Source organism: Streptomyces sp. NPDC025638, assembly GCF_055558775.1.
Genome location: NZ_JBVHLX010000033.1, coordinates 1 through 16,498, shown reverse-complemented (window position 1 = coordinate 16,498; position 16,498 = coordinate 1). Strand labels below are relative to the sequence as shown.

Here is a 16,498-nt window from a genome sequence, read left to right as displayed (position 1 = left end):
ATCCAGATGAGGACAGGCCGGCGAGGACCAAGCTTCGCCGTATCGTGCGGATCATCATCCGCATGCTGCGGCCCGTGGTCATCGTCCTGCAGGTCGTCTACTACGCGGTACGCGTAGGGCGCCTGATGGACTGACCTGCGGAGAAGCGCTGAGGGCCCACCCCGTTGCACCGGGACGAGCCCTCCGTCCACGTCGAGCCACGTGGGTCCCGTGCAGGTTGGTCTGGTGCGGGACCCACACCCATGTGTGGACTGCTGACCGCTACGGTAGCACGAAACTAAATCCAATTAAGCAATGTCTCCGGCGGAACTTTGGGCGGAAGTATTTCGCGTCTCATTACCTGGTATCAAAAGCTACGCGAAGTATTTCGGAGAGATTCGCTGGCAATGTTGTTCCCGTCAAAGAGTCTGCTGTCAGCTTTGACGGCATCACGAAACATGCCGCGAAAAATGCTTCCGGCACGAGGGCCCAAGTCGCCGTCGTCGACGGTGCCGAGGATGGCGCCCACAGGTCGTGCCGATGTGGCCGGTGGAGGTGTAACCGGCTGCGACCGGTATGACCTGCTGCGCGCGGGATCGCTGTCATACCGGCAGGTCACCGCCGGGATGAGTGGCGGGATGACCGCTGGTATGGACGGGCATGCCTGCCGGGATGGGCCGGGGGAGGGCCGCCGCACTGGTTGCGTCACAGCCCCGCGCCGGGTACCCGACGAATTACCTGCTGACCTGCGGAAAGAGAGCATGGAGGGCTCAACTCAGAGCTGCTCATTCACCCTCCAGAGGGCATCCATCCAGAGGCATCGACAGTCGGCCTCGGCTGGCCCGGGTGGGTTGTCCGGGCAACCCCAGATCCGGGAATTCCGACTCATAGAGGCAGCTCAGGAAGCTGAGGAGCCGTCAACCCTGAACCCGCGCCGACAGCCCCGCCATCGAGGACCGTGTCCGCACCCTGCGCACCGAACTCGACATCGCGGGCCTCACCTCCATGACGCCCACCCTCGAAGTCGCCGTCGCCTACCACCAGGCCGTCCTCGACGACCACGAAGCGCTGAACGCCACCATCGCCCGGCTCCGCGAACAGACGAGCGACGGCACACACGCCTACTGCACCGACATCGCCCACTTCATGGCCAACCTGCCGCTGCCCGCCGACCACACCCCGCCGCGCTGGCTGGACAGCGAACCAGCCACCCGCGCCCGGTGACGCGCCATGGTCACCGCACGACGCGACCTGCTGCACACCGCACGGTAGCCACCGAGGCAGAGACCCGCTCGACGGCCGGGCCACCGCGGGTACTACGGACTCCTGTTGCCGTGGGCGGCGCGGATGCTTGCCTCCAGCGCCGCCATCAGGTCCTCCGGCGGCTCCCGCGGCCCGGCAGGTGCCGCCAGCTCCCGGCCCGCGCTGACCGCGGCCACGAGTTGTTGCAGAGCCTCGGCGTAGTCGTCGTGGACGGCCTGAGCATCAATACCCTGCAGCTGGTTGAGCAGCAGCTCGGCCAGTTCCAGCTCCCGCTCGGTCACCGGCCCGGCCGGGGCGGGTCCCGGCTCGCGGATCTCATCCGGCCAATAGACGGTGTGGACCACCAGCACGCCGTACCGGGGATGCAGGACCGCGAGCCGCTCCCTGGAGCGCATGGCCGTCTTGGCGATCCCCGCCAGGCCGGTGCGGGCCAGCGCGGCGACCAGTTTCCCTGTCAAGTTGAAGTGTTCAGGATCTTTGGGTCGTGACAGTGATGCGTGGGGGGACGAGCGGCGAGGACGAGTGCGCAGGTGCAGGGATGCTGGAGGTTGCCTTGTCATGAGTGGCTTGCATTGAAGGAAACCTCAGCAGTGTGTGGTCGGACGACGCGGGTTCCGCACGATCGGCCCCGTCGTGGTGCCGTTGTCTATTCGACAACGTCGAGTTCACGCCTCCTTGCTTGCGAAGAGACTCTGTTCACGACCGGGCTGGGGTCGGGCGCTTCGTCAGAGCCCGCCCGGCTCGCGGCGGCTTGAGACCGGGCGCTTGGGCGCAGAGGATGAACCGAGACCCATGCAGGCGGACCGGCGTGTGCGCCTGCGCTGATGGATCAGCAGTGCTGCCAGGAGCAGGACCGCGAAGAGGATGGCGATCACGGCCGGGCCGGTGGTGTCCAGAGCGTCGGCAACGGTGCGCTGGATGGTGGCCGCCGCGTCGATGACAGGGTCTGTGGCGGCGGGGTCGTCTTGGGCGCGGATTTCGTACCAGCCGTAGTAGGCGACGTAGGCGCCGACGAGGAGGAGCAGTCCGCCGCCGAGGCGCGGGGCGATCGCGCCGAGTCGGCGCAGCCGGGTGACGGCGGTGGTACGGGTGAGGGCGACGGTCAGGGAGGCGGCGCCGACGATCAGGCCCATCCCGGCGGCATAAGCGGTGAACAGCGCGATGCCTTCACCGGTGGAGCCGCTGCGGAAGGCGGAGACGACGATGGCGAGGAAGGGGGCGATGGTGCAGCCGAGGGAGGCGGTGGCGTATGCCATGCCGAACAGGGCCATCGAGGGCAGGGAGCGGGTGACCTTCGGAGCGCGCCGGAGTTTCGGGGCCAGGGTGGGCAGTTGGCGGCCGACGAGTAGCCAGGTTCCGGCGGCGGCGATGAGCAGGCCGAAGGTGATGGTGAACCAGGGCAGGTGCTGTTGGACCTGTCCGGCGACGGGCTGGATGGCGAGGCCGAAGATGCCGAAGAGGGCGGCGAATCCGGCGGTCATCGCGGCGGTGGCAGTCAGAGCCCGGCCGACGGCGACGGTACGGCTGGGTGTGTCGTCGCCGAGGACGAGCAGGGAGAGGTAGGCGGGGAGCAGGGCGAAGCCGCACGGGTTGACGGCGGCGAGCATCCCGGCGCCGAGCGCGAGAGCGAGAGGCAGGTCGGCCATGGCGCGTTCAGCCGGTTACGGCGGCGAGCTTCTCCGCCAGGCCCTTGCCACCGGGGAGCACACCCTCGTAGGCGGTCTTGCCGTTCTTGTCGAGGATCACGTAGTGGCTCTGCTGGGTGACCTCGAACCGCTTCCACACCTCGCCCTTCTCGTCGGACAGGTGAGGGAAGGAGCCGGTGGCGGTGTCGGCGACGAAGTCGCGCATGGCGGCGTTCGTGTCCAGGCCCGTCACCCCGACGAGGTTCGCCTTGCCCTGGTAGTCGGCGGCGACTTTGGCGGTCTCGGCGGCCTGCCCCTTGCACGTGGGGCACCAGGGTGCCCAGAACCACAGCACGGTGGGCTTGCCCGCGAGGGTTTTCGCGTCGAACGGTTTGCCGTCCACCGTGGTGGCGGTGAAGTTCAGCGCCTGAGGAACCTTCTCCCCTTCCGCCCCGCTGCCGCTCTCGTCGGAGGCGACCGGCGACTGGGCAGGGGTGGAGGCCGTCGAAGGGGAGGCACCCGCCTTGCCGGCGGAGTCGGAGCCGCCGTCGGAACCGCATCCGGTGACGGTGAGGACGGCGGCGGCCAGGACGGCAGGGAGAAGGACGCGGGCGCGTATGGACGATCTCCTGGGTTGTCGGGAGCGATGCGAGAGTAGCTCTGCCGGAGCGATCGGGCAGCGGGCTGCGGCCTTACGGTTCGGTGACGTCAGCCCGCGGCGTCCTTGAGCCGTTCGGCATCGAGGACGGTGATCCGCCCGCGGGCCAGGCGGAGCAGGCCGTGGTCGGCATAGTCGCGCAGCACCTTCGTGCAGGTTTCACGGGAGGTGCCGGCGAGGGCGGCGAGCTGTTCGTGGGTGAGGGCGATCTGCGGGTGCCGTCCGACCGGCCGGAGCGGGCCGGCCGGGGGCTGGGCGCTGGTGAGTGTGGTCAGGGTGGTGGCGATGCGCTGGGCGACGGTCTTGAACACGCTGTCGGACAGGCGCTGTTCGAGGTCAGCCAGGCGGCGGCCGAGGATCGCCGTGATCCGAGCGGCGATGCGGGCGTCGGTCAGCAGCAGCCGTCTGACGTCGTTGCGGCTCATGACGCACACGACGGTGTCGTCGAGGGCTTCGGCGTAGTTGTCGTACATGTGCTGTCCGAGCAGGACCATCTCGCCGAAGATGGTGCCCGGGGAGATGATCGCGGTGGTCAGCGCGCGGCCGTCGGCGGAGACCCTGAAGACGCGGACCCGGCCCTTCTTGAGGATGAACAGCACCTCGGAGGGCTGGGTGGGTGAGAAGAGGATCTCGCCCGCGTGGTAGTTCTTCATCGGCGCCGCTTGGGCGATGGCTTCCATCTCCTGCTCGGACAGATCGCAGAAGATGTCGACCTCGGCCAGGCACCAGGTCCGCTCCGCTGCCTCGTCGCCTGGTGCGGCGTCGGTCATGGTGTGTGTCTCCTCGCGTCGTCCGGGGGCCCACGGTGGTGGTGCGGCGCCCCACGCCGGGCTGGCCAGCGCCTCGGCACCGTTGGCCAGACAGTAGGGCACCGCGCCATCGACCGGGCCTGTGCGACGCGGGGCTACCCCCGGCAGGGGGGTGCCCGGGCCGGGGACTGACGCGGCCGGTGTGGGGCTCATCGGCGGACGGAGCCGGTGCGCTGGCCCATCGCCTGGGCGATGGACGCGAAGGTCACTCCGGCGAGCAGGCCGAAGACGAGGTGGGCGCCGAGGCTGGAGGCGGTGACGTCGTTCCACTCGAAGACGGGCATGCCCAGGCTGGCGGGCATGATCCACAGCGCGCCCAGAGTCCACCACACGGCGCCGTAGGCCAGGCCGAGGACGACGGCGGGGGCGAGGCGCTGGGCGAACTGGCCGAGCACGACGCCGAAGGTGACGCCGGCGAACAGCGCGATCGCGAGGTGGATCAGCCAGCCGGCGAAGGCGTTGGTCGAGCCGAGGAGACCGGCGACCATGGTGATCATGGCGGTGTCCATCATCGGCCGGGACACCGACATCCAGACGCCCATCCCGATGCCGCCGACCAGTCCGGCCGCGGCGCCCCAGACGGCGTGGACCGGGATCGCGGCGGTCTTCGGGGATACCTGCACGGTGGTGGCCATGATGATCGTCCTCCCTTTTGCGGTGACTTTCCGCTCTTGGCTCTGACGCTAGGACGCAGGGCACATGCAGGTATGTGAGGGCGCTTACGTACCCGGGGGTAGATCGCTGGGCCGTCAGGGTGATTTCACGGCGGTCAGCAGGGCGTAGCCGAGCACGCCATCGGTGACGGCGGCCCGAGCCGCGTCCAGGACGGCCGGGGCCGCGGTCAGGTCCACGCCGGCGTCGGCGAGGCGGGCCGGGGCGGTGATGCGCAGCAGGTCCAGCCGGGCCTGGATCTGGTCGATCATGCGGAGCATCGCCTGGTCGTGCCGCTCCGTCATGAGGGTGCGCAGCCCGGCCGTGGCCAGGGTCTCGGCGTACTTCTTGAGTGGGCGGGCGTCGGCGATGCAGGCGATGCGGGCGGTCAGCCCTTGCAGCTCGGACGGGAGACGGCTGGTGTCGGCGGTGACGTCGGTGATGCCGAGGCGGCCGCCGGGTTTCAGGACGCGGGCGAACTCGGCGGCCGTCTGTGCCTTGTCGGGGAAGGTGCACAGGGCGCACTCGCAGACCACGGCGTCGAAGATGCCGTCGTCGTAGGGCAGGTGCTCGGCGTCGCCTGTGGTGAAGACGGCACGGTGGGCCAGCCCGGCGGCTTCGGCGGCCCCCTGCGCGAGGGCGGTGTTGGCGGGCGCGTAGTCGACGCCGTCTGCCTGCACGCCGTAGGTGTCGGCGAGCAGGAGTGCGGTGGTGCCGCGGCCCGAGGCGACGTCCAGGACACGCATGCCCTGGGTGAGCGCGAGACGGTCGGCGAGGCGGCGTGTCAGAGCGGTGCCGCCAGGGTGGTAGGAGTCCCCGAGCAACATCGCGACGATGTCCTTGGAGTAGGCGTCGGCGCAGCAGGACTTGATCTCCTCGTGGGTCACGGCCGGCGCTCCTCAGGATTCGGTGCGGGTGGTCTTCGAGCCGTACGGGGTCGTCGTCAGCCGGCCGACCAGGGGCAGGGCGTTCGGTGCGACCGGGGCGACGGGGACGCCGGACATTTCGGCGCGGACCTGTTCGCGGTAGCCGACGGAGTTGTAGGCGCAGAACGGGATGAGGCGACCGTCGGGGGTGATCTCCTCGACGCAGCACTTCATCAGCTGCTTGACGTTGAGGGTGTAGGGGTCCTGGAAGTCCTGCACGACGATCATGAACGCCTTGTCGTTCAGCTGCTTCACGGCCTCCGGCAGGTCGATGCCGCAGGTGTCCGCGCAGTCCAACGCCTCGGCGGTGGCCCGCAGTTTCTCCTCGGTGGTGGTGGTGCCCATGAACGCGGAGGCCGACCACAGTTTCTCCAGGGCCTCGCGGATCCCGGCGTCGGGCATGACGCGGTTGGTGACGTAGTCGAGGTAGTCCTCGACGTTCAGCAGCCGCGGGATCGGGACGACGGTGCGGTTGCCCGGTTCGCCGTCCACGAGGAGGTAGGTGATGGAGCGGCAGGTCGGAAAGCAGCACGGGACGGGGAAGAAGTCGCCCTTCTGGAACCAGCCCGGCCGCTGCTGGTTGATCAGCTTGATGACGTCGGGGTTGGTGAGCCGGTTCAGCGGGTCGAAGGCGACGTGCCGGCCGGAGTGGGTGACCGGCTGGAAGGCGACCGAGCGGACGGCTGGGTGGTCGATGCCGTACTCGATGATCTCGCCCAACTCGTGCTCGTTCAGGCCGCGTTCGACGGCGGCGACCAGGGTGACGGTCAGGCTGGCCTCGGCGCAGTTGTCCAGGGCCCGCTGCTTGAACGTGCGCAGGTCGCGGCCGCGGATCTCAAGGTGGGTGCGCTCGTCGAAGCCGTCGAACTGCAGGTAGATGTTCACCGAGCGGCCGGGCACCTGGTTGCGTTTGCCGAGTTCGGCGACGAAGTTCTTGTCGGTGGCCAGGCGGATGCCGTTGGTGTTGAGGTTGACGTTCTTGATCGGGCGGGTCTGAGCGAGGTCGATGAAGTCGAGGATGTGCTTGTGGATGGCGGGCTCTCCACCGGAGAACATCACCACCTCCGCCTCCCCCTCGGAGGCCACGAACGCGTCCAGCATCCGCTCGCACTGCTCGTGGGTGATCGAGTAGCCGTCCGGCTGGTGGCCGGAGTCGGCGAAGCAGATCGGGCAGTCGAGGTTGCAGCCGGTGTTGACCTCGATGATGCCCAGGCAGGCGTGCTGCTTGTGCTCCGGGCACAGCCCGCAGTCGGAGGGGCAGCCGTCCCGCACCTCGGTCTGGAAGGCGAGGGGGATGGTGCCGGGCTTGTTGAACCGGGCCGAGGACAGGTACTCCTCGGCGTCGCCGTACACCAGCGCCTCGAACTCGCCGTGCTCGCGGCAGCGTTTACGCAGATAGACCTTGTTGTCGCGGATGTTGACCTGCGCGTCGACGGGCGTTTTGCACAGCGGACAGATCGACTTGGTGAACTCCACGAACACCTCGTCCCGGTCCTGTTTGCGGCGGGGCGCCGGCGCCTGGGTCATTGAGGAACTCCTTTCCCGTAGGGGCAGCCGTTCAGCGATGGCCGCCGTCCGGATCGACTCTTTCGTGTGGCTGGGGCTCGGCCGGTGCGGTCGGGCAGCAGTCGTCCAGTCCGGCGCCCCTGCGGCGACGGGCCCGGCATGTCAGGGCGTAGCCGGTGCCGGCGAAGAACATCACCGCGCCGACGGTGACCAGCCACGGGTTGGTCAGAGCCCCGCCGACGGCGCCGAGCGCACCGCCGGCCACGAGCAGCGGGCCCGCGCAGCACACCACCATCACCAGCGCGGCACCTACGGCCGCCGCCATGCCACCGAGACCAGAACGTTCACGGGATGCGGACACCGCGGCTCGCCTCCTCCTGGTCGGTGTGCGAAGGGGCGGGCGCCCGGCGGGCGGAGTGGATCAGCACCGCGGCGTAGAGCAGGGTCACGGCGTCCTGGAGCAGCACGAACCAGCTCAGCCGCTGCGTGAGGTAGATGCCGAAACAGCCGCAGTTGGCCACCGTCAGGCCGCGTGCGTACGCCTGCGCGGCCAGCACCGTCCACACCACCGACACGCCCGTGTACACCCACACCGGGGCCAGGGCCTTCGACCTGGGGCGGGCCAGAAACCAGCTCCCACACACCAGCTCGCCCGCGATCAGCGCCGCGGCCAGCACGGTCGCGGCGCCCCCGGTCACCAGTCCGTACGCGGACAGAATCCGCGGCATGTGCTCGAAGGAGGCGAGCTGGCCGGCGGCCATCGCGGTGTACACCGTCCCGAGCAGGATCCTGAGCACCATGATCCGACCGTAGGCCGCCAGGGAGGGCGAGAACTGTAAGCGCGCTCACCGAACGGTCTCCTCGCCCGCGGCACGATCGAAGGTGCGAGGCGGTGTTCGCCGCCGCGCGAGCCGGTGTCCCGTGACGCTTCGGGAGGTGCCAGGTGAACGGTCAGCAGTCCCTGCGCCCGGCGCGGCGGCAGGCCTCAAGGGCGCGGGAGTGATCGGTGCGGCCACCGTGCTGCTCGTGGGCGGGGGCGTGATCGGCTGGCAGACCCTCTCCGACCGCCCGGAGCCGGTGACGGCTGTGCAGGCGGGCCAGAACCCGTCGCTGGAGGCGCTCGCCGATGCCGCGGTGTCCGGCGGACCGGGCAAGGACGGGATCCCCTCCATCGACAAGCCCCGGTTGGTGCCAGCCGACGACGCCGGTTTCCTTTCCGATGACGAGCCGGTGTTCGGCCTGCAGTATCGGGGCGAAGTGAAGGCGTACCCGCAGCAGGTGCTGGTGTGGCACGAGATTGTCAACGACACCGTCGGCGGCGAGCCGCTCGCGGTCACCTACTGCCCGCTGACCGGCACGGTCATCGGCTTCTCCGCCCCGCCCGGCGTCCATGACCTGACGGTCGGCACCACGGGCAAGCTCGTCAACTCCAACCTGCTGATGTACGACCGGCAGACCGGCTCCCAGTGGCCCCAGCTGCTCGGCACCGCAGTCAGCGGCCCGCTCAAAGGCACCCAGCTCGACACCGTCCCCTTGGTGTGAACCACATGGAAGCAGTGGCGGACCGCGCACCGCGACACCGAGGTGCTGTCCACCGACACCGGCGCCCTGCGCTCGTACGGCAGCGACCCGTACGGCTCCTACGACTCGTATCCGGACCGCGGCGGCTATTACGCGAAGGGGCGGCCGATCTTTCCTGTCCTGGCCACCAGCGACCGCTTCGACGACAAGGACGTCGTCGTCGGCGTACGAGCAGGCAACCAGCGGCTGGCCATAGACAAGGATCTCGTCCGCACACAGCGGATCGTACGGGCACAGGTCGGCGGTACGCGGGTGGAGGCTCGGTGGGACGATCGTCTCGGTACCGCCCGCGTCTTCCAGCGGGTCGGGGACCGGTGGGAGCCGGCGGACTTCCTCGACGCCATGTGGTTCGCCTGGTACGCGTTCTCCCCCATACCCAGGTGCGGACATGAGCAGGCTGCTGACCGTACTCGCCAGGACGGGCGATGCCTGGGACACCGCCGTTGCCGCGATCGCTGCCACGCCCCGCCGGGTGCGTGCCGCCCTCGCCGTACGCCGCCACCGCAGGGCCGCGCTGATCACCGCGGCCCTCACCATGCTGGTGTACCTGTTCTCCATCGGGGATCTCGCGGTATCCGGCTCGGGTCGGTTCACCGGCGCCCCAGCCGTGCGGGCCGCACCAGAGCAGCTGTTTCCGGCGCGGGCGCCCTACCTGTTCGAGCCGGTCCTCGCCTGGCACCCCACCAGCCACGTCGCGGTCTTCGTCAGCCCGGTCAACTGGCTGCTCGCCGCGGTCGTAGCGGGACTGGTCGGCTGCAACATCGCCGTCGCCGCCCACACCGCCCGGCATGCCACCTCGTGCCGGCGCACCCGCTACGCCCGGCTGCTGGGCGTGCTCCCGGCGTTCCTGCTCGGATTCGCCTGCTGCGTGCCGACCTTTCTGCTCGTCCTCGGTGCGAGCACCGCCGCAGCGCTCCTGCCGGTCCTGATCCCGCTGCGCCCGGTCTTCTACCCGCTCACTCTGCTGATGCTGACCGGCACGCTGGTGTGGGGCACATCGCGCACCGGCCTCCGGGCGGCGCACCCGCCACGCGAGTGACACCGGCGACGCGGCGTCGCCAGCACCCCCTCCCCTCCCGGATACGCAATGACCAGGGCCCTCGGGCTCGGTCGATGAAGGAGGCTCTGATGGCTCGGGTACAGGAATTCGATGTCGTGGTGATCGGCATGGGGGTGGGCGGTGAGCATGCCGCCGAACGGCTGGCCGAGGAAGGGCTGGACGTGGTCGGAGTGGAGGCGGAACTGGTCGGCGGGGAGTGCCCGTACTGGGCGTGCATCCCGAGCAAGATGATGATCCGCGCCGGGAACCTGCTCGCCGAGGCCCGGCGCATCCCCGGCATGGCCGGAGACTCCCAGGTGGTTGCAGACTTCGCGCCGGTCGCGTCCCGGATCCGGGATGAGGCCACCGACGACTGGAACGACCAAGTGGCCGTGGACCGGTTCACCCACAAGGGCGGGCACTTCATCCGCGGCCGTGCCCGCCTGGCCGGCCCCGGCCGCGTGGAGGCCGACGGACAGGCGTTCAGCGTCCGGCGCGGGGTGGTGCTGGCCACCGGAAGCGGCCCGCAGTTCCCGCCCGTCCCGGGCCTGGAGCAGGTGCCGTACTGGACCAACCGGCAGGCGGTCTCGGCCAAGGAACCGCCCCTCTCGCTGCTCGTGCTCGGCGGCGGCGCCATCGGGGTGGAGCTGGCGCAGGCGTTCGCCCGCTTCGGCACCGCGGTGACCGTCGTGGAGGCGATGGAGCGGCTGCTGCCCACGGAAGAACCCGAAGTCGGCGCACTGCTGGCTGACGTGCTGGAAAAGGAAGGCATCAGCGTACGCACCGGAGCGCGCGCCACCGGAGTGCGCCACGCGGGCGACGCCTTCCGGCTCACCGTGGACGACGGGACGGAGGTCACCGGGCAGCGACTGCTGGTGGCCACCGGGCGCCGACCTCATCTGGCCGGGCTCGGCCTGGAGAGCGTCGGCCTCGACGCGGAGGCCCGCGCGCTGGCCGTGGACGGGCAGATGCGGGCCGCAGAGGGGGTGTGGGGCGTCGGTGACGTCACCGGACGGGGGCTGTTCACGCATGTGGCGATGTACCAGGCCGAGATCGCCGTACGCGACATCCTCGGCCGGCCGGGGCCGGACGCGGACTACCGGGCCCTGCCGCGCGTCACCTTCACCGACCCCGAAGTCGGCTCCGTGGGCCTGACCGAACACGCCGCTCGCGAACAGGGACTGCGGGTACGGACGGGAACTGCGCGGGTGCCGTCCTCGGCACGCGGCTGGATCCACAAGGCCGGCAACCAAGGTCTGGTCAAACTCGTCGAGGACGCCGACCGCGGCGTCTTGGTCGGGGCCACCTCCGCCGGCCCGGCGGGAGGAGAAGTCCTCTACGGAATCGCCCTGGCCGTCCAGGCCGAGATCCCGGTCGACCGGCTGCGCCACATGATGTTCGCCTACCCCACCTTCCACCGCGCCGTGGAAGACGCCCTCGCTGGCCTCGGCCACCGCTAGGCCGTTTCTTTCAGATCATCGGTTCGTTGATCTGGGGTGCCATTAACTGATACGCAGTGGGCGCGAATCGAGCCATTGCTGCCCGACCGGACGCCGAAGCGAGGTGGGCGTTGGCGTGATCACCGACAAGTGATCGACGCGATCGCGTGGAAGTTCCAGACCGGTTCGCAGTGGGTGCACCTGCCTGCCGAGTACGGGTCCTGGAAGGGCGTGTACACCCGTCTGCGGAACTGGGCCATCGACGGCACCTGGGAGCGAGTGTTCACAGCCCTGCTGGCCCAGGCCGACGCTGAGGGCGACGTGGAGTGGGTCGTTGCGGTGGACTCCACCATCGTCCGCGCTCACCAGCACGCCGCCGGGGCCCGCAAAATGGGGCCCCGGCCGGCGAGCCGGTCGACCACGCCATCGGCCGCTCCCGCGGCGGACTGTCCACCAAGATCCACCTGGCCGCGGACAGCCGTTGCCGACCCTTGTGCTTCCACCTCACCCCCGGCCATGCCGGGGACGCACCCGGCTTCGGCCACGTCATGGCGGCCATCCGCGTCCCTCGCGGAGTAGGCAGGCCGCGGACCCGGCCCGACGTCGTGCTGGCTGACAAGGCCTATTCGTCCCGGTTCATCCGCGAACACCTGCGCAGGCGCCGGATCCGCGCCGTAATCCCGCCCCCCTCCGACCAGGTCGCCAACCGCAAGCGCAAGGGCCGCAACGGTGGCCGACCGCCTGGCTTCAACCGCGACGCCTACAAGCAGCGCAACACCGTCGAACGCTGCCGACTCAAGCAGTGGCGTGGGCTGGCCACTCGCTATGAGAAGACCGCCACCGTCTTCAGAGCAGGGCTCCACATCACGGGCATTTTCCTCTGGTCGGCCCGCTGATCGAGATGCGCGGCTCAGAATCGCAGGGTTTCTCCCTGCGGATCAAAGCAGATGAGTCCATGCTCGCGAGCCAAGGCCGCCGCATACTCGGATACTTCTTCAGCCCTGCTGTAGGACATGAGCAGATAGACGATCGGGCCCGATGCCTCATCGATGACCGGCGGTGACGCCCAGGGACTGCCCTGGACATCGTCGGGATACCGCTCGACGAGCGCCTCGACATAGGCCTCAATACGAGGCGACGGCTCCGCCACCACGTCGTCCGAGTCCAGGTAGCGTTCGTAGAGCTCGTCGAAGACCGCGCCCGCTTCGTCGTTGTCGCGGGGCGGCTCACCATCCCATACGACCAGGTCATAGCTCACGGCCGAATGATCGCAGGTGCCGACTCGGCTCGAGCCAGCAACCCCTGCAGCCAGCCAATCAAGATCCGTAAGAGAACTCCTAGCTCCTGTCGGTGAGGGCGCGACTGAGGAACCCGCTCAGGCGAGCGCGTCCAGGGCGGCGAGGACGTCGGCCGGTTCGGCGCGGGCGGTGTAGTCAGTGTCGACGAAGGCCCAGCGGATCGTGCTCTCGCGGTCGATCACGTAGGTTGCGGGAACGGGCAGGGTGCGCGCGTGGCCAGCGTTGGACCGGTGAAGGTCGGTGCCGATGCCCTCGTAGACGGCGGCCAGGTCATCGGGAAGGTCGAAGGCGAGACCGTACTGCTTGGCGGTGTCGCAGCCGAGGTCGCTCAGCACGTCGAACGCGAGCTCGTTCTTCTCCGCGAAAGTGAGGGACTCGTCGGGGATCTGCGGGGATACGGCCACCAGGCGGGCGCCACGGGCGGTGATGTCGTCGTGGTGCTGCTGCAGCGAGCGCAGCGCGATGTTGCAGTAGGGGCACCAGGCGCCGCGGTAGAACGTCAGCACCACCGGACCCTCGGCCAAGAGCGCGTCCAGGACGATCGTTTGCCCGGTCGCGGAAGGCAGAGTGAAGGACGGGGCCTTGGCACCCACGGCCAGAGCGCGTCCGGCCTGGCCTGAGGCGGCCAGGTCCTCGGCGGCCCGCCGCATGACGGCCCGGATGTCCTCGGGAATCTGCTCCTGGCGGCTTGCGTAGAACGCGCGCAGCTCGGCGTTGACGCTCATGGACTTCCTCCGAGAAATCTTGGAACGGTCGTTTCAAGATAGAGGGTCGAGTGCGCTCCCCGTCAACACCGAAGGCGGTATCTTGGAACTCTCGGTTCAAGACGGCGGGGTGAAGCATGCCGGACGTCAAACACTTCGACCCGGACGCCGTCCTGGAGACGGTGGTCCGGCTGTTCTGGCGGCAAGGCGCAGCCACGACCGGCGTCCAGGACATCGTGAACGCGACCGGACTCAACCGCTCCAGCCTATACGCGACCTTCGGCGGCAAGCAGGAGCTGTACCGCGCCGCCCTGGAACGCTACGCCGAGCTCCGCTCCCGCCTGCCCCTCGGCCGGCTCACCGAAGACGACCGCGGGCTGCCGGCCGTCGCAGAGTTCTTCGACACACTGATCGACACCCGCTGCACGGGCGAGTACGCCCAATGGGGCTGCATGATCTCCAACGCCCACGCGGGCACCGAGAACAACGACCCCGCAGTGCGCGCCATCCTCGACCGGCAGCACCAGCGACTGCGCGACGCCCTGCACACCGCGCTCCTCACGGCTCAGCGGCAGCGGCAGCTCCGTGAGGACGCAGATCCCGAGTGCGCGGCCGACATGCTGGCCCTCCTGGCGCACGGCGTGAACCTGCGCTCCCGCGCGGGGGCGGACGCACAGGAACTGCGGAAAACCGTCACGGCGGCGATCGCAGCAGCGACCGGCACGGCCGGGACCTGACGCGCTCGCCCCGCAGGAGCCGGTGGGGCCGGCCCGCAGGTCTGCCCCTCAGCCGAGGGCCGCGCGCCGCTCCGCTTCCTGCTTGACTGCCTCCAGCGTGGCCGTGACGGCCGCCTCCCAGCGCGGGGCGACCGCACCGCCCCACCATCGGCCCAGCGCCCACAGGTCGGTGCCCAGCTCGCCGCGGTACACGAACCGCGTACCCCCCTGCTCCTCGGTGAGTTCAAACGTCTCGGTGACCGCCGGGACCGGCCCGCGCACCAAGCGGAAGTCGACCCGCTCGGGGCGGGTGAACCGCACTGTCTCCACCGTCGTCGCCGTCAGCCGTCCACCGGCGACGGGGGTGTGATGGGCGGCGAGCACCATGTCGGATCCTCGCTCCAGCACCTGTACCTTCCCCCGCATCGCGCGCGTGGCCCGGCCCAGGTACGGCTGAGCGATGATGTCGAACACCACCTCGCGCGGCGCCGTGATGTCCACTGTCTGGGGACCCAGCGGCCGGCTGCGCCGTCCGACCCCTACATCAAGGGGCAGTGCCCCCGTTACTAGCCCCAGATACCCGGCCGCGGCACTTCCGCCCGCCACGGTTACAGCCGCCAGAGCACCGATCCACACCATCGCCCAGACCTCTCCACCCGTCCGCCGCTGTCCTCCCCGACGCTAGGCCGGGAAGCCCCGGCGATCAGTGAGCGCGCTCACCGTTCTTCCGGCGCGTCGGCCCCTACCGTGAACGCCACCACCTGGTGAAGGACGGAGGAGCGTGGAGCCCGTATCCGACATGGCCGACAGCCGCGCCGCCACGAACGTGCTGCTGGCCGAACTGCGCGCAGGGCACCCCGCCCCGGCAGCCGCCGTGCGCTTCCTCGGGCACGCTGCCCGCCGGTCGCTGCGCCAGGCCTCCCGACGCCCGCGAGCCCTGGCCGAGCTCACCGCCCTGCACGGAGCCCTGTACGCGCTGGCCGCCGGCAGACGGCCCGGACGACGCTGGGTGACCACCAGCTGGGTCCTCGCCGTCCTGCACCTGGGGCTCCTGGAGCACCGCACCCGCCTGGCCACCGCGGACGTGCTGACGGTGATGCGTGCCAACCTCCCTGCGCTGCCCGGCGGAGCCGGCCGCGGCTCCGGGGTGCTCGCGATCAGCCTCGATCTCGCCGACGGACGCCTCGCCCGCCACCAGGGAACGACCTCCCCCTTCGGGGAGTACGCCGACACCTTCGCCGATGCCGCCTACTGGATGTGGCTCACCCTGCGCCACGAACCCAGCCGCACCCTGCGGGCCGCAGCGGTCGCTGCCTGGGCGCTCCCCGTCGTCGCCGTCACCGGCCTTGCGCTGCGCCGCGGCACCATGCCCGAGAGGCCCCGCCCCGTCCTGCTGCGACCGGCCGCCGCCCTTCAAGCCGTCGTCGCGCTGCGGCACCTGACCCGCCGCTGAACGCCCTGTTACTTCCCTGCGTCTGCGGGCCGGTCCGGCTCGGGTGTGCCCTCCACTCGCACGCCCTGCCAGAACGCCACATGGTCCTTGATCTTCCGGGCCAGAGGGCTGGGCTTGGGGTAGTACCAGGCGGCATCCGGATTCGTCAGCCCATCGACTTCGAGGCTGTAGTAGCGGGCCAGCCCTTTCCAGAAGCACAGCGACCTGGTTCTGCTCGGCGTGAGGTACTGCCGGTTGAGCGACTCGGGCGGAAAGTAGTGGTTGCCCTCGACGATCATCGTGCGCGGGGTCTCCGCGATCACTTTTCCGTTCCACACCGCACGCAGCATGGCCTTGCTCCTCACTGTGAACGGGGGCGGTACGCCCCGGGAGGTTCACACTAGGCAGGCCCGACCGGCCCCTTCAGTGAGGGCGCTCACCGTCCACATGGTTCTTCGACCCTGTGAGGATGCGGCACACCTCGGCGTCGGTGCAGTCGGCCGGATCGGTCACCGCGGCCCGCTCCGCCAGAGTCCGCAGGACCGCCTTCGTGGCGCGGAGCTCGGCCAGGCGCCTGTCGATGTCCTGAAGGTGCCGGTCGACGAGTGTGGTGACGTGGGCGCAGGGGGAGGTGCCGGCTGAAGTTTCCCCGTGATCTCGGACACTCGTTCGTTATGCCGCGAGGGCGTGCTGGTGCCGTTGCCTGGTCTCGGCCGGGGTGAGGTAGCCGAAGGTCTTGTGTTTCCGTAGGCGGCGGCGGTTGTAGAAGGTCTCGATGACCCTGTTGCCCAATTGGTTCATGTGGCGAGTTCGAGGGCCGCGAGCCGGGAGGTTCTGGTCTGGGCGAGCGGGGTGCCGGTCCACCAGGCGTC

Annotated in this window: 20 protein-coding genes and 2 pseudogenes; 7 read left to right on the top strand and 15 right to left on the bottom strand. The window is 69.7% G+C overall.

What is annotated here, in order from left to right; genetic code table 11:
* The first annotated feature begins 984 nt into the window (after positions 1 to 984).
* On the top strand, positions 985 to 1,203 hold the full coding sequence (locus ACZ4EG_RS44170) for a hypothetical protein (RefSeq protein WP_467794706.1): 219 nt from the start codon (positions 985 to 987) through the stop codon (positions 1,201 to 1,203).
* A 92-nt stretch (positions 1,204 to 1,295) separates the two neighbouring features.
* Here the strand turns inward: ACZ4EG_RS44170 and ACZ4EG_RS44165 are convergent, their stop codons facing one another.
* From ACZ4EG_RS44165 to ACZ4EG_RS44125, 9 genes are all read right to left on the bottom strand, one after another.
* Positions 1,296 to 1,700, bottom strand: coding sequence for a Ku protein (locus tag ACZ4EG_RS44165; RefSeq protein ID WP_467794705.1), 405 nt, complete (start codon positions 1,698 to 1,700; stop codon positions 1,296 to 1,298).
* A 267-nt stretch (positions 1,701 to 1,967) separates the two neighbouring features.
* On the bottom strand, positions 1,968 to 2,888 hold the full coding sequence (locus tag ACZ4EG_RS44160) for a cytochrome c biogenesis CcdA family protein (RefSeq protein ID WP_467794704.1): 921 nt from the start codon (positions 2,886 to 2,888) through the stop codon (positions 1,968 to 1,970).
* A gap of 7 nt (positions 2,889 to 2,895) precedes the next feature.
* Positions 2,896 to 3,456 carry a peroxiredoxin family protein gene (locus ACZ4EG_RS44155; protein WP_467794727.1) on the bottom strand — a complete coding sequence of 187 codons (561 nt, stop codon included), beginning with the start codon at positions 3,454 to 3,456 and terminating at the stop codon, positions 2,896 to 2,898.
* Between the two features lie 119 nt (positions 3,457 to 3,575).
* Positions 3,576 to 4,295 (bottom strand): Crp/Fnr family transcriptional regulator, encoded by a 720-nt coding sequence (locus tag ACZ4EG_RS44150; protein WP_467794703.1) that lies wholly within the window; start codon positions 4,293 to 4,295, stop codon positions 3,576 to 3,578.
* 188 nt (positions 4,296 to 4,483) lie between these two features.
* Positions 4,484 to 4,969, bottom strand: a complete 486-nt coding sequence (locus ACZ4EG_RS44145) for a hypothetical protein (protein ID WP_467794702.1) — start codon at positions 4,967 to 4,969, stop codon at positions 4,484 to 4,486.
* Positions 4,970 to 5,083: 114 nt separating this feature from the next.
* Complete coding sequence (locus tag ACZ4EG_RS44140; protein WP_467794701.1) at positions 5,084 to 5,872, bottom strand: class I SAM-dependent methyltransferase; 789 nt, start codon at positions 5,870 to 5,872, stop codon at positions 5,084 to 5,086.
* Positions 5,873 to 5,884: 12 nt separating this feature from the next.
* On the bottom strand, positions 5,885 to 7,438 hold the full coding sequence (locus tag ACZ4EG_RS44135) for a radical SAM protein (RefSeq protein WP_467794700.1): 1,554 nt from the start codon (positions 7,436 to 7,438) through the stop codon (positions 5,885 to 5,887).
* A gap of 31 nt (positions 7,439 to 7,469) precedes the next feature.
* Entirely contained in the window at positions 7,470 to 7,742 is a 273-nt protein-coding gene (locus ACZ4EG_RS44130; protein WP_467794699.1) for a hypothetical protein, read from the bottom strand.
* A 19-nt stretch (positions 7,743 to 7,761) separates the two neighbouring features.
* Positions 7,762 to 8,217, bottom strand: coding sequence for a MauE/DoxX family redox-associated membrane protein (locus tag ACZ4EG_RS44125; protein ID WP_467794698.1), 456 nt, complete (start codon positions 8,215 to 8,217; stop codon positions 7,762 to 7,764).
* 82 nt (positions 8,218 to 8,299) lie between these two features.
* On the opposite strand from ACZ4EG_RS44125, the pseudogene ACZ4EG_RS44120 reads away from it, so the two are divergent.
* The 4 genes and pseudogenes from ACZ4EG_RS44120 to ACZ4EG_RS44105 all read left to right on the top strand — a co-directional run.
* A pseudogene (locus ACZ4EG_RS44120) lies at positions 8,300 to 9,310 on the top strand (DUF3179 domain-containing protein); the annotation flags it as partial.
* A 76-nt stretch (positions 9,311 to 9,386) separates the two neighbouring features.
* Entirely contained in the window at positions 9,387 to 10,037 is a 651-nt protein-coding gene (locus ACZ4EG_RS44115) for a hypothetical protein (protein WP_467794730.1), read from the top strand.
* Positions 10,038 to 10,126: 89 nt separating this feature from the next.
* Positions 10,127 to 11,497 (top strand): dihydrolipoyl dehydrogenase family protein, encoded by a 1,371-nt coding sequence (locus tag ACZ4EG_RS44110; RefSeq protein ID WP_467794726.1) that lies wholly within the window; start codon positions 10,127 to 10,129, stop codon positions 11,495 to 11,497.
* A 36-nt stretch (positions 11,498 to 11,533) separates the two neighbouring features.
* Positions 11,534 to 12,372 (top strand): IS5 family transposase gene (locus tag ACZ4EG_RS44105; protein WP_467794697.1). Its coding sequence is split into 2 segments (ribosomal slippage): positions 11,534 to 11,867 and positions 11,867 to 12,372, totalling 840 coding nucleotides; the frame shifts between segments, so codons are not numbered across the junction.
* Between the two features lie 14 nt (positions 12,373 to 12,386).
* Here the strand turns inward: ACZ4EG_RS44105 and ACZ4EG_RS44100 are convergent.
* Complete coding sequence (locus ACZ4EG_RS44100) at positions 12,387 to 12,734, bottom strand: hypothetical protein (RefSeq protein WP_467794696.1); 348 nt, start codon at positions 12,732 to 12,734, stop codon at positions 12,387 to 12,389.
* 117 nt (positions 12,735 to 12,851) lie between these two features.
* The gene (locus tag ACZ4EG_RS44095) at positions 12,852 to 13,499 is read right to left on the bottom strand and encodes a peroxiredoxin-like family protein (RefSeq protein ID WP_467794695.1); all 648 of its coding nucleotides are present in this window, start codon (positions 13,497 to 13,499) and stop codon (positions 12,852 to 12,854) included.
* 116 nt (positions 13,500 to 13,615) lie between these two features.
* On the opposite strand from ACZ4EG_RS44095, the gene ACZ4EG_RS44090 reads away from it, so the two are divergent.
* Entirely contained in the window at positions 13,616 to 14,215 is a 600-nt protein-coding gene (locus ACZ4EG_RS44090; protein ID WP_467794694.1) for a TetR/AcrR family transcriptional regulator, read from the top strand.
* Positions 14,216 to 14,263: 48 nt separating this feature from the next.
* On the opposite strand, the gene ACZ4EG_RS44085 is transcribed toward ACZ4EG_RS44090, so the two are convergent.
* The gene (locus tag ACZ4EG_RS44085; RefSeq protein ID WP_467794693.1) at positions 14,264 to 14,695 is read right to left on the bottom strand and encodes an SRPBCC family protein; all 432 of its coding nucleotides are present in this window, start codon (positions 14,693 to 14,695) and stop codon (positions 14,264 to 14,266) included.
* A gap of 280 nt (positions 14,696 to 14,975) precedes the next feature.
* Here ACZ4EG_RS44085 and ACZ4EG_RS44080 point away from each other — a divergent pair, with 280 nt between their 5' ends.
* Positions 14,976 to 15,647: a CDP-alcohol phosphatidyltransferase family protein gene (locus tag ACZ4EG_RS44080; protein WP_467794692.1), complete on the top strand. Its 672-nt coding sequence runs from the start codon at positions 14,976 to 14,978 to the stop codon at positions 15,645 to 15,647.
* A gap of 8 nt (positions 15,648 to 15,655) precedes the next feature.
* Here the strand turns inward: ACZ4EG_RS44080 and ACZ4EG_RS44075 are convergent, their stop codons facing one another.
* The 3 genes and pseudogenes from ACZ4EG_RS44075 to ACZ4EG_RS44065 all read right to left on the bottom strand — a co-directional run bounded on the left by ACZ4EG_RS44075 (position 15,656) and on the right by ACZ4EG_RS44065 (position 16,427).
* Positions 15,656 to 15,976, bottom strand: a complete 321-nt coding sequence (locus ACZ4EG_RS44075) for a DUF427 domain-containing protein (RefSeq protein WP_467794691.1) — start codon at positions 15,974 to 15,976, stop codon at positions 15,656 to 15,658.
* Positions 15,977 to 16,049: 73 nt separating this feature from the next.
* Positions 16,050 to 16,250: pseudogene (locus tag ACZ4EG_RS44070) on the bottom strand (heavy metal-responsive transcriptional regulator); the annotation flags it as partial.
* A gap of 48 nt (positions 16,251 to 16,298) precedes the next feature.
* The gene (locus ACZ4EG_RS44065; protein WP_467794690.1) at positions 16,299 to 16,427 is read right to left on the bottom strand and encodes a hypothetical protein; all 129 of its coding nucleotides are present in this window, start codon (positions 16,425 to 16,427) and stop codon (positions 16,299 to 16,301) included.
* Positions 16,428 to 16,498: the final 71 nt, after the last annotated feature.

Bases quoted from the DNA above. Each gene is read 5' to 3' on its own strand.
- ACZ4EG_RS44170 (WP_467794706.1), top strand. From the start codon at position 985: ATGACGCCCACCCTCGAAGTCGCCGTCGCCTACCACCAGGCCGTCCTC.
- ACZ4EG_RS44160 (WP_467794704.1), bottom strand. From the start codon at position 2,888: ATGGCCGACCTGCCTCTCGCTCTCGCGCTCGGCGCCGGGATGCTCGCC.
- ACZ4EG_RS44150 (WP_467794703.1), bottom strand. From the start codon at position 4,295: ATGACCGACGCCGCACCAGGCGACGAGGCAGCGGAGCGGACCTGGTGC.
- ACZ4EG_RS44145 (WP_467794702.1), bottom strand. From the start codon at position 4,969: ATGGCCACCACCGTGCAGGTATCCCCGAAGACCGCCGCGATCCCGGTC.
- ACZ4EG_RS44135 (WP_467794700.1), bottom strand. From the start codon at position 7,438: ATGACCCAGGCGCCGGCGCCCCGCCGCAAACAGGACCGGGACGAGGTG.
- ACZ4EG_RS44130 (WP_467794699.1), bottom strand. From the start codon at position 7,742: ATGGCGGCGGCCGTAGGTGCCGCGCTGGTGATGGTGGTGTGCTGCGCG.
- ACZ4EG_RS44125 (WP_467794698.1), bottom strand. From the start codon at position 8,217: ATGGTGCTCAGGATCCTGCTCGGGACGGTGTACACCGCGATGGCCGCC.
- ACZ4EG_RS44115 (WP_467794730.1), top strand. From the start codon at position 9,387: ATGAGCAGGCTGCTGACCGTACTCGCCAGGACGGGCGATGCCTGGGAC.
- ACZ4EG_RS44110 (WP_467794726.1), top strand. From the start codon at position 10,127: ATGGCTCGGGTACAGGAATTCGATGTCGTGGTGATCGGCATGGGGGTG.
- ACZ4EG_RS44095 (WP_467794695.1), bottom strand. From the start codon at position 13,499: ATGAGCGTCAACGCCGAGCTGCGCGCGTTCTACGCAAGCCGCCAGGAG.
- ACZ4EG_RS44090 (WP_467794694.1), top strand. From the start codon at position 13,616: ATGCCGGACGTCAAACACTTCGACCCGGACGCCGTCCTGGAGACGGTG.
- ACZ4EG_RS44075 (WP_467794691.1), bottom strand. From the start codon at position 15,976: ATGCTGCGTGCGGTGTGGAACGGAAAAGTGATCGCGGAGACCCCGCGC.
- ACZ4EG_RS44065 (WP_467794690.1), bottom strand. From the start codon at position 16,427: ATGAACCAATTGGGCAACAGGGTCATCGAGACCTTCTACAACCGCCGC.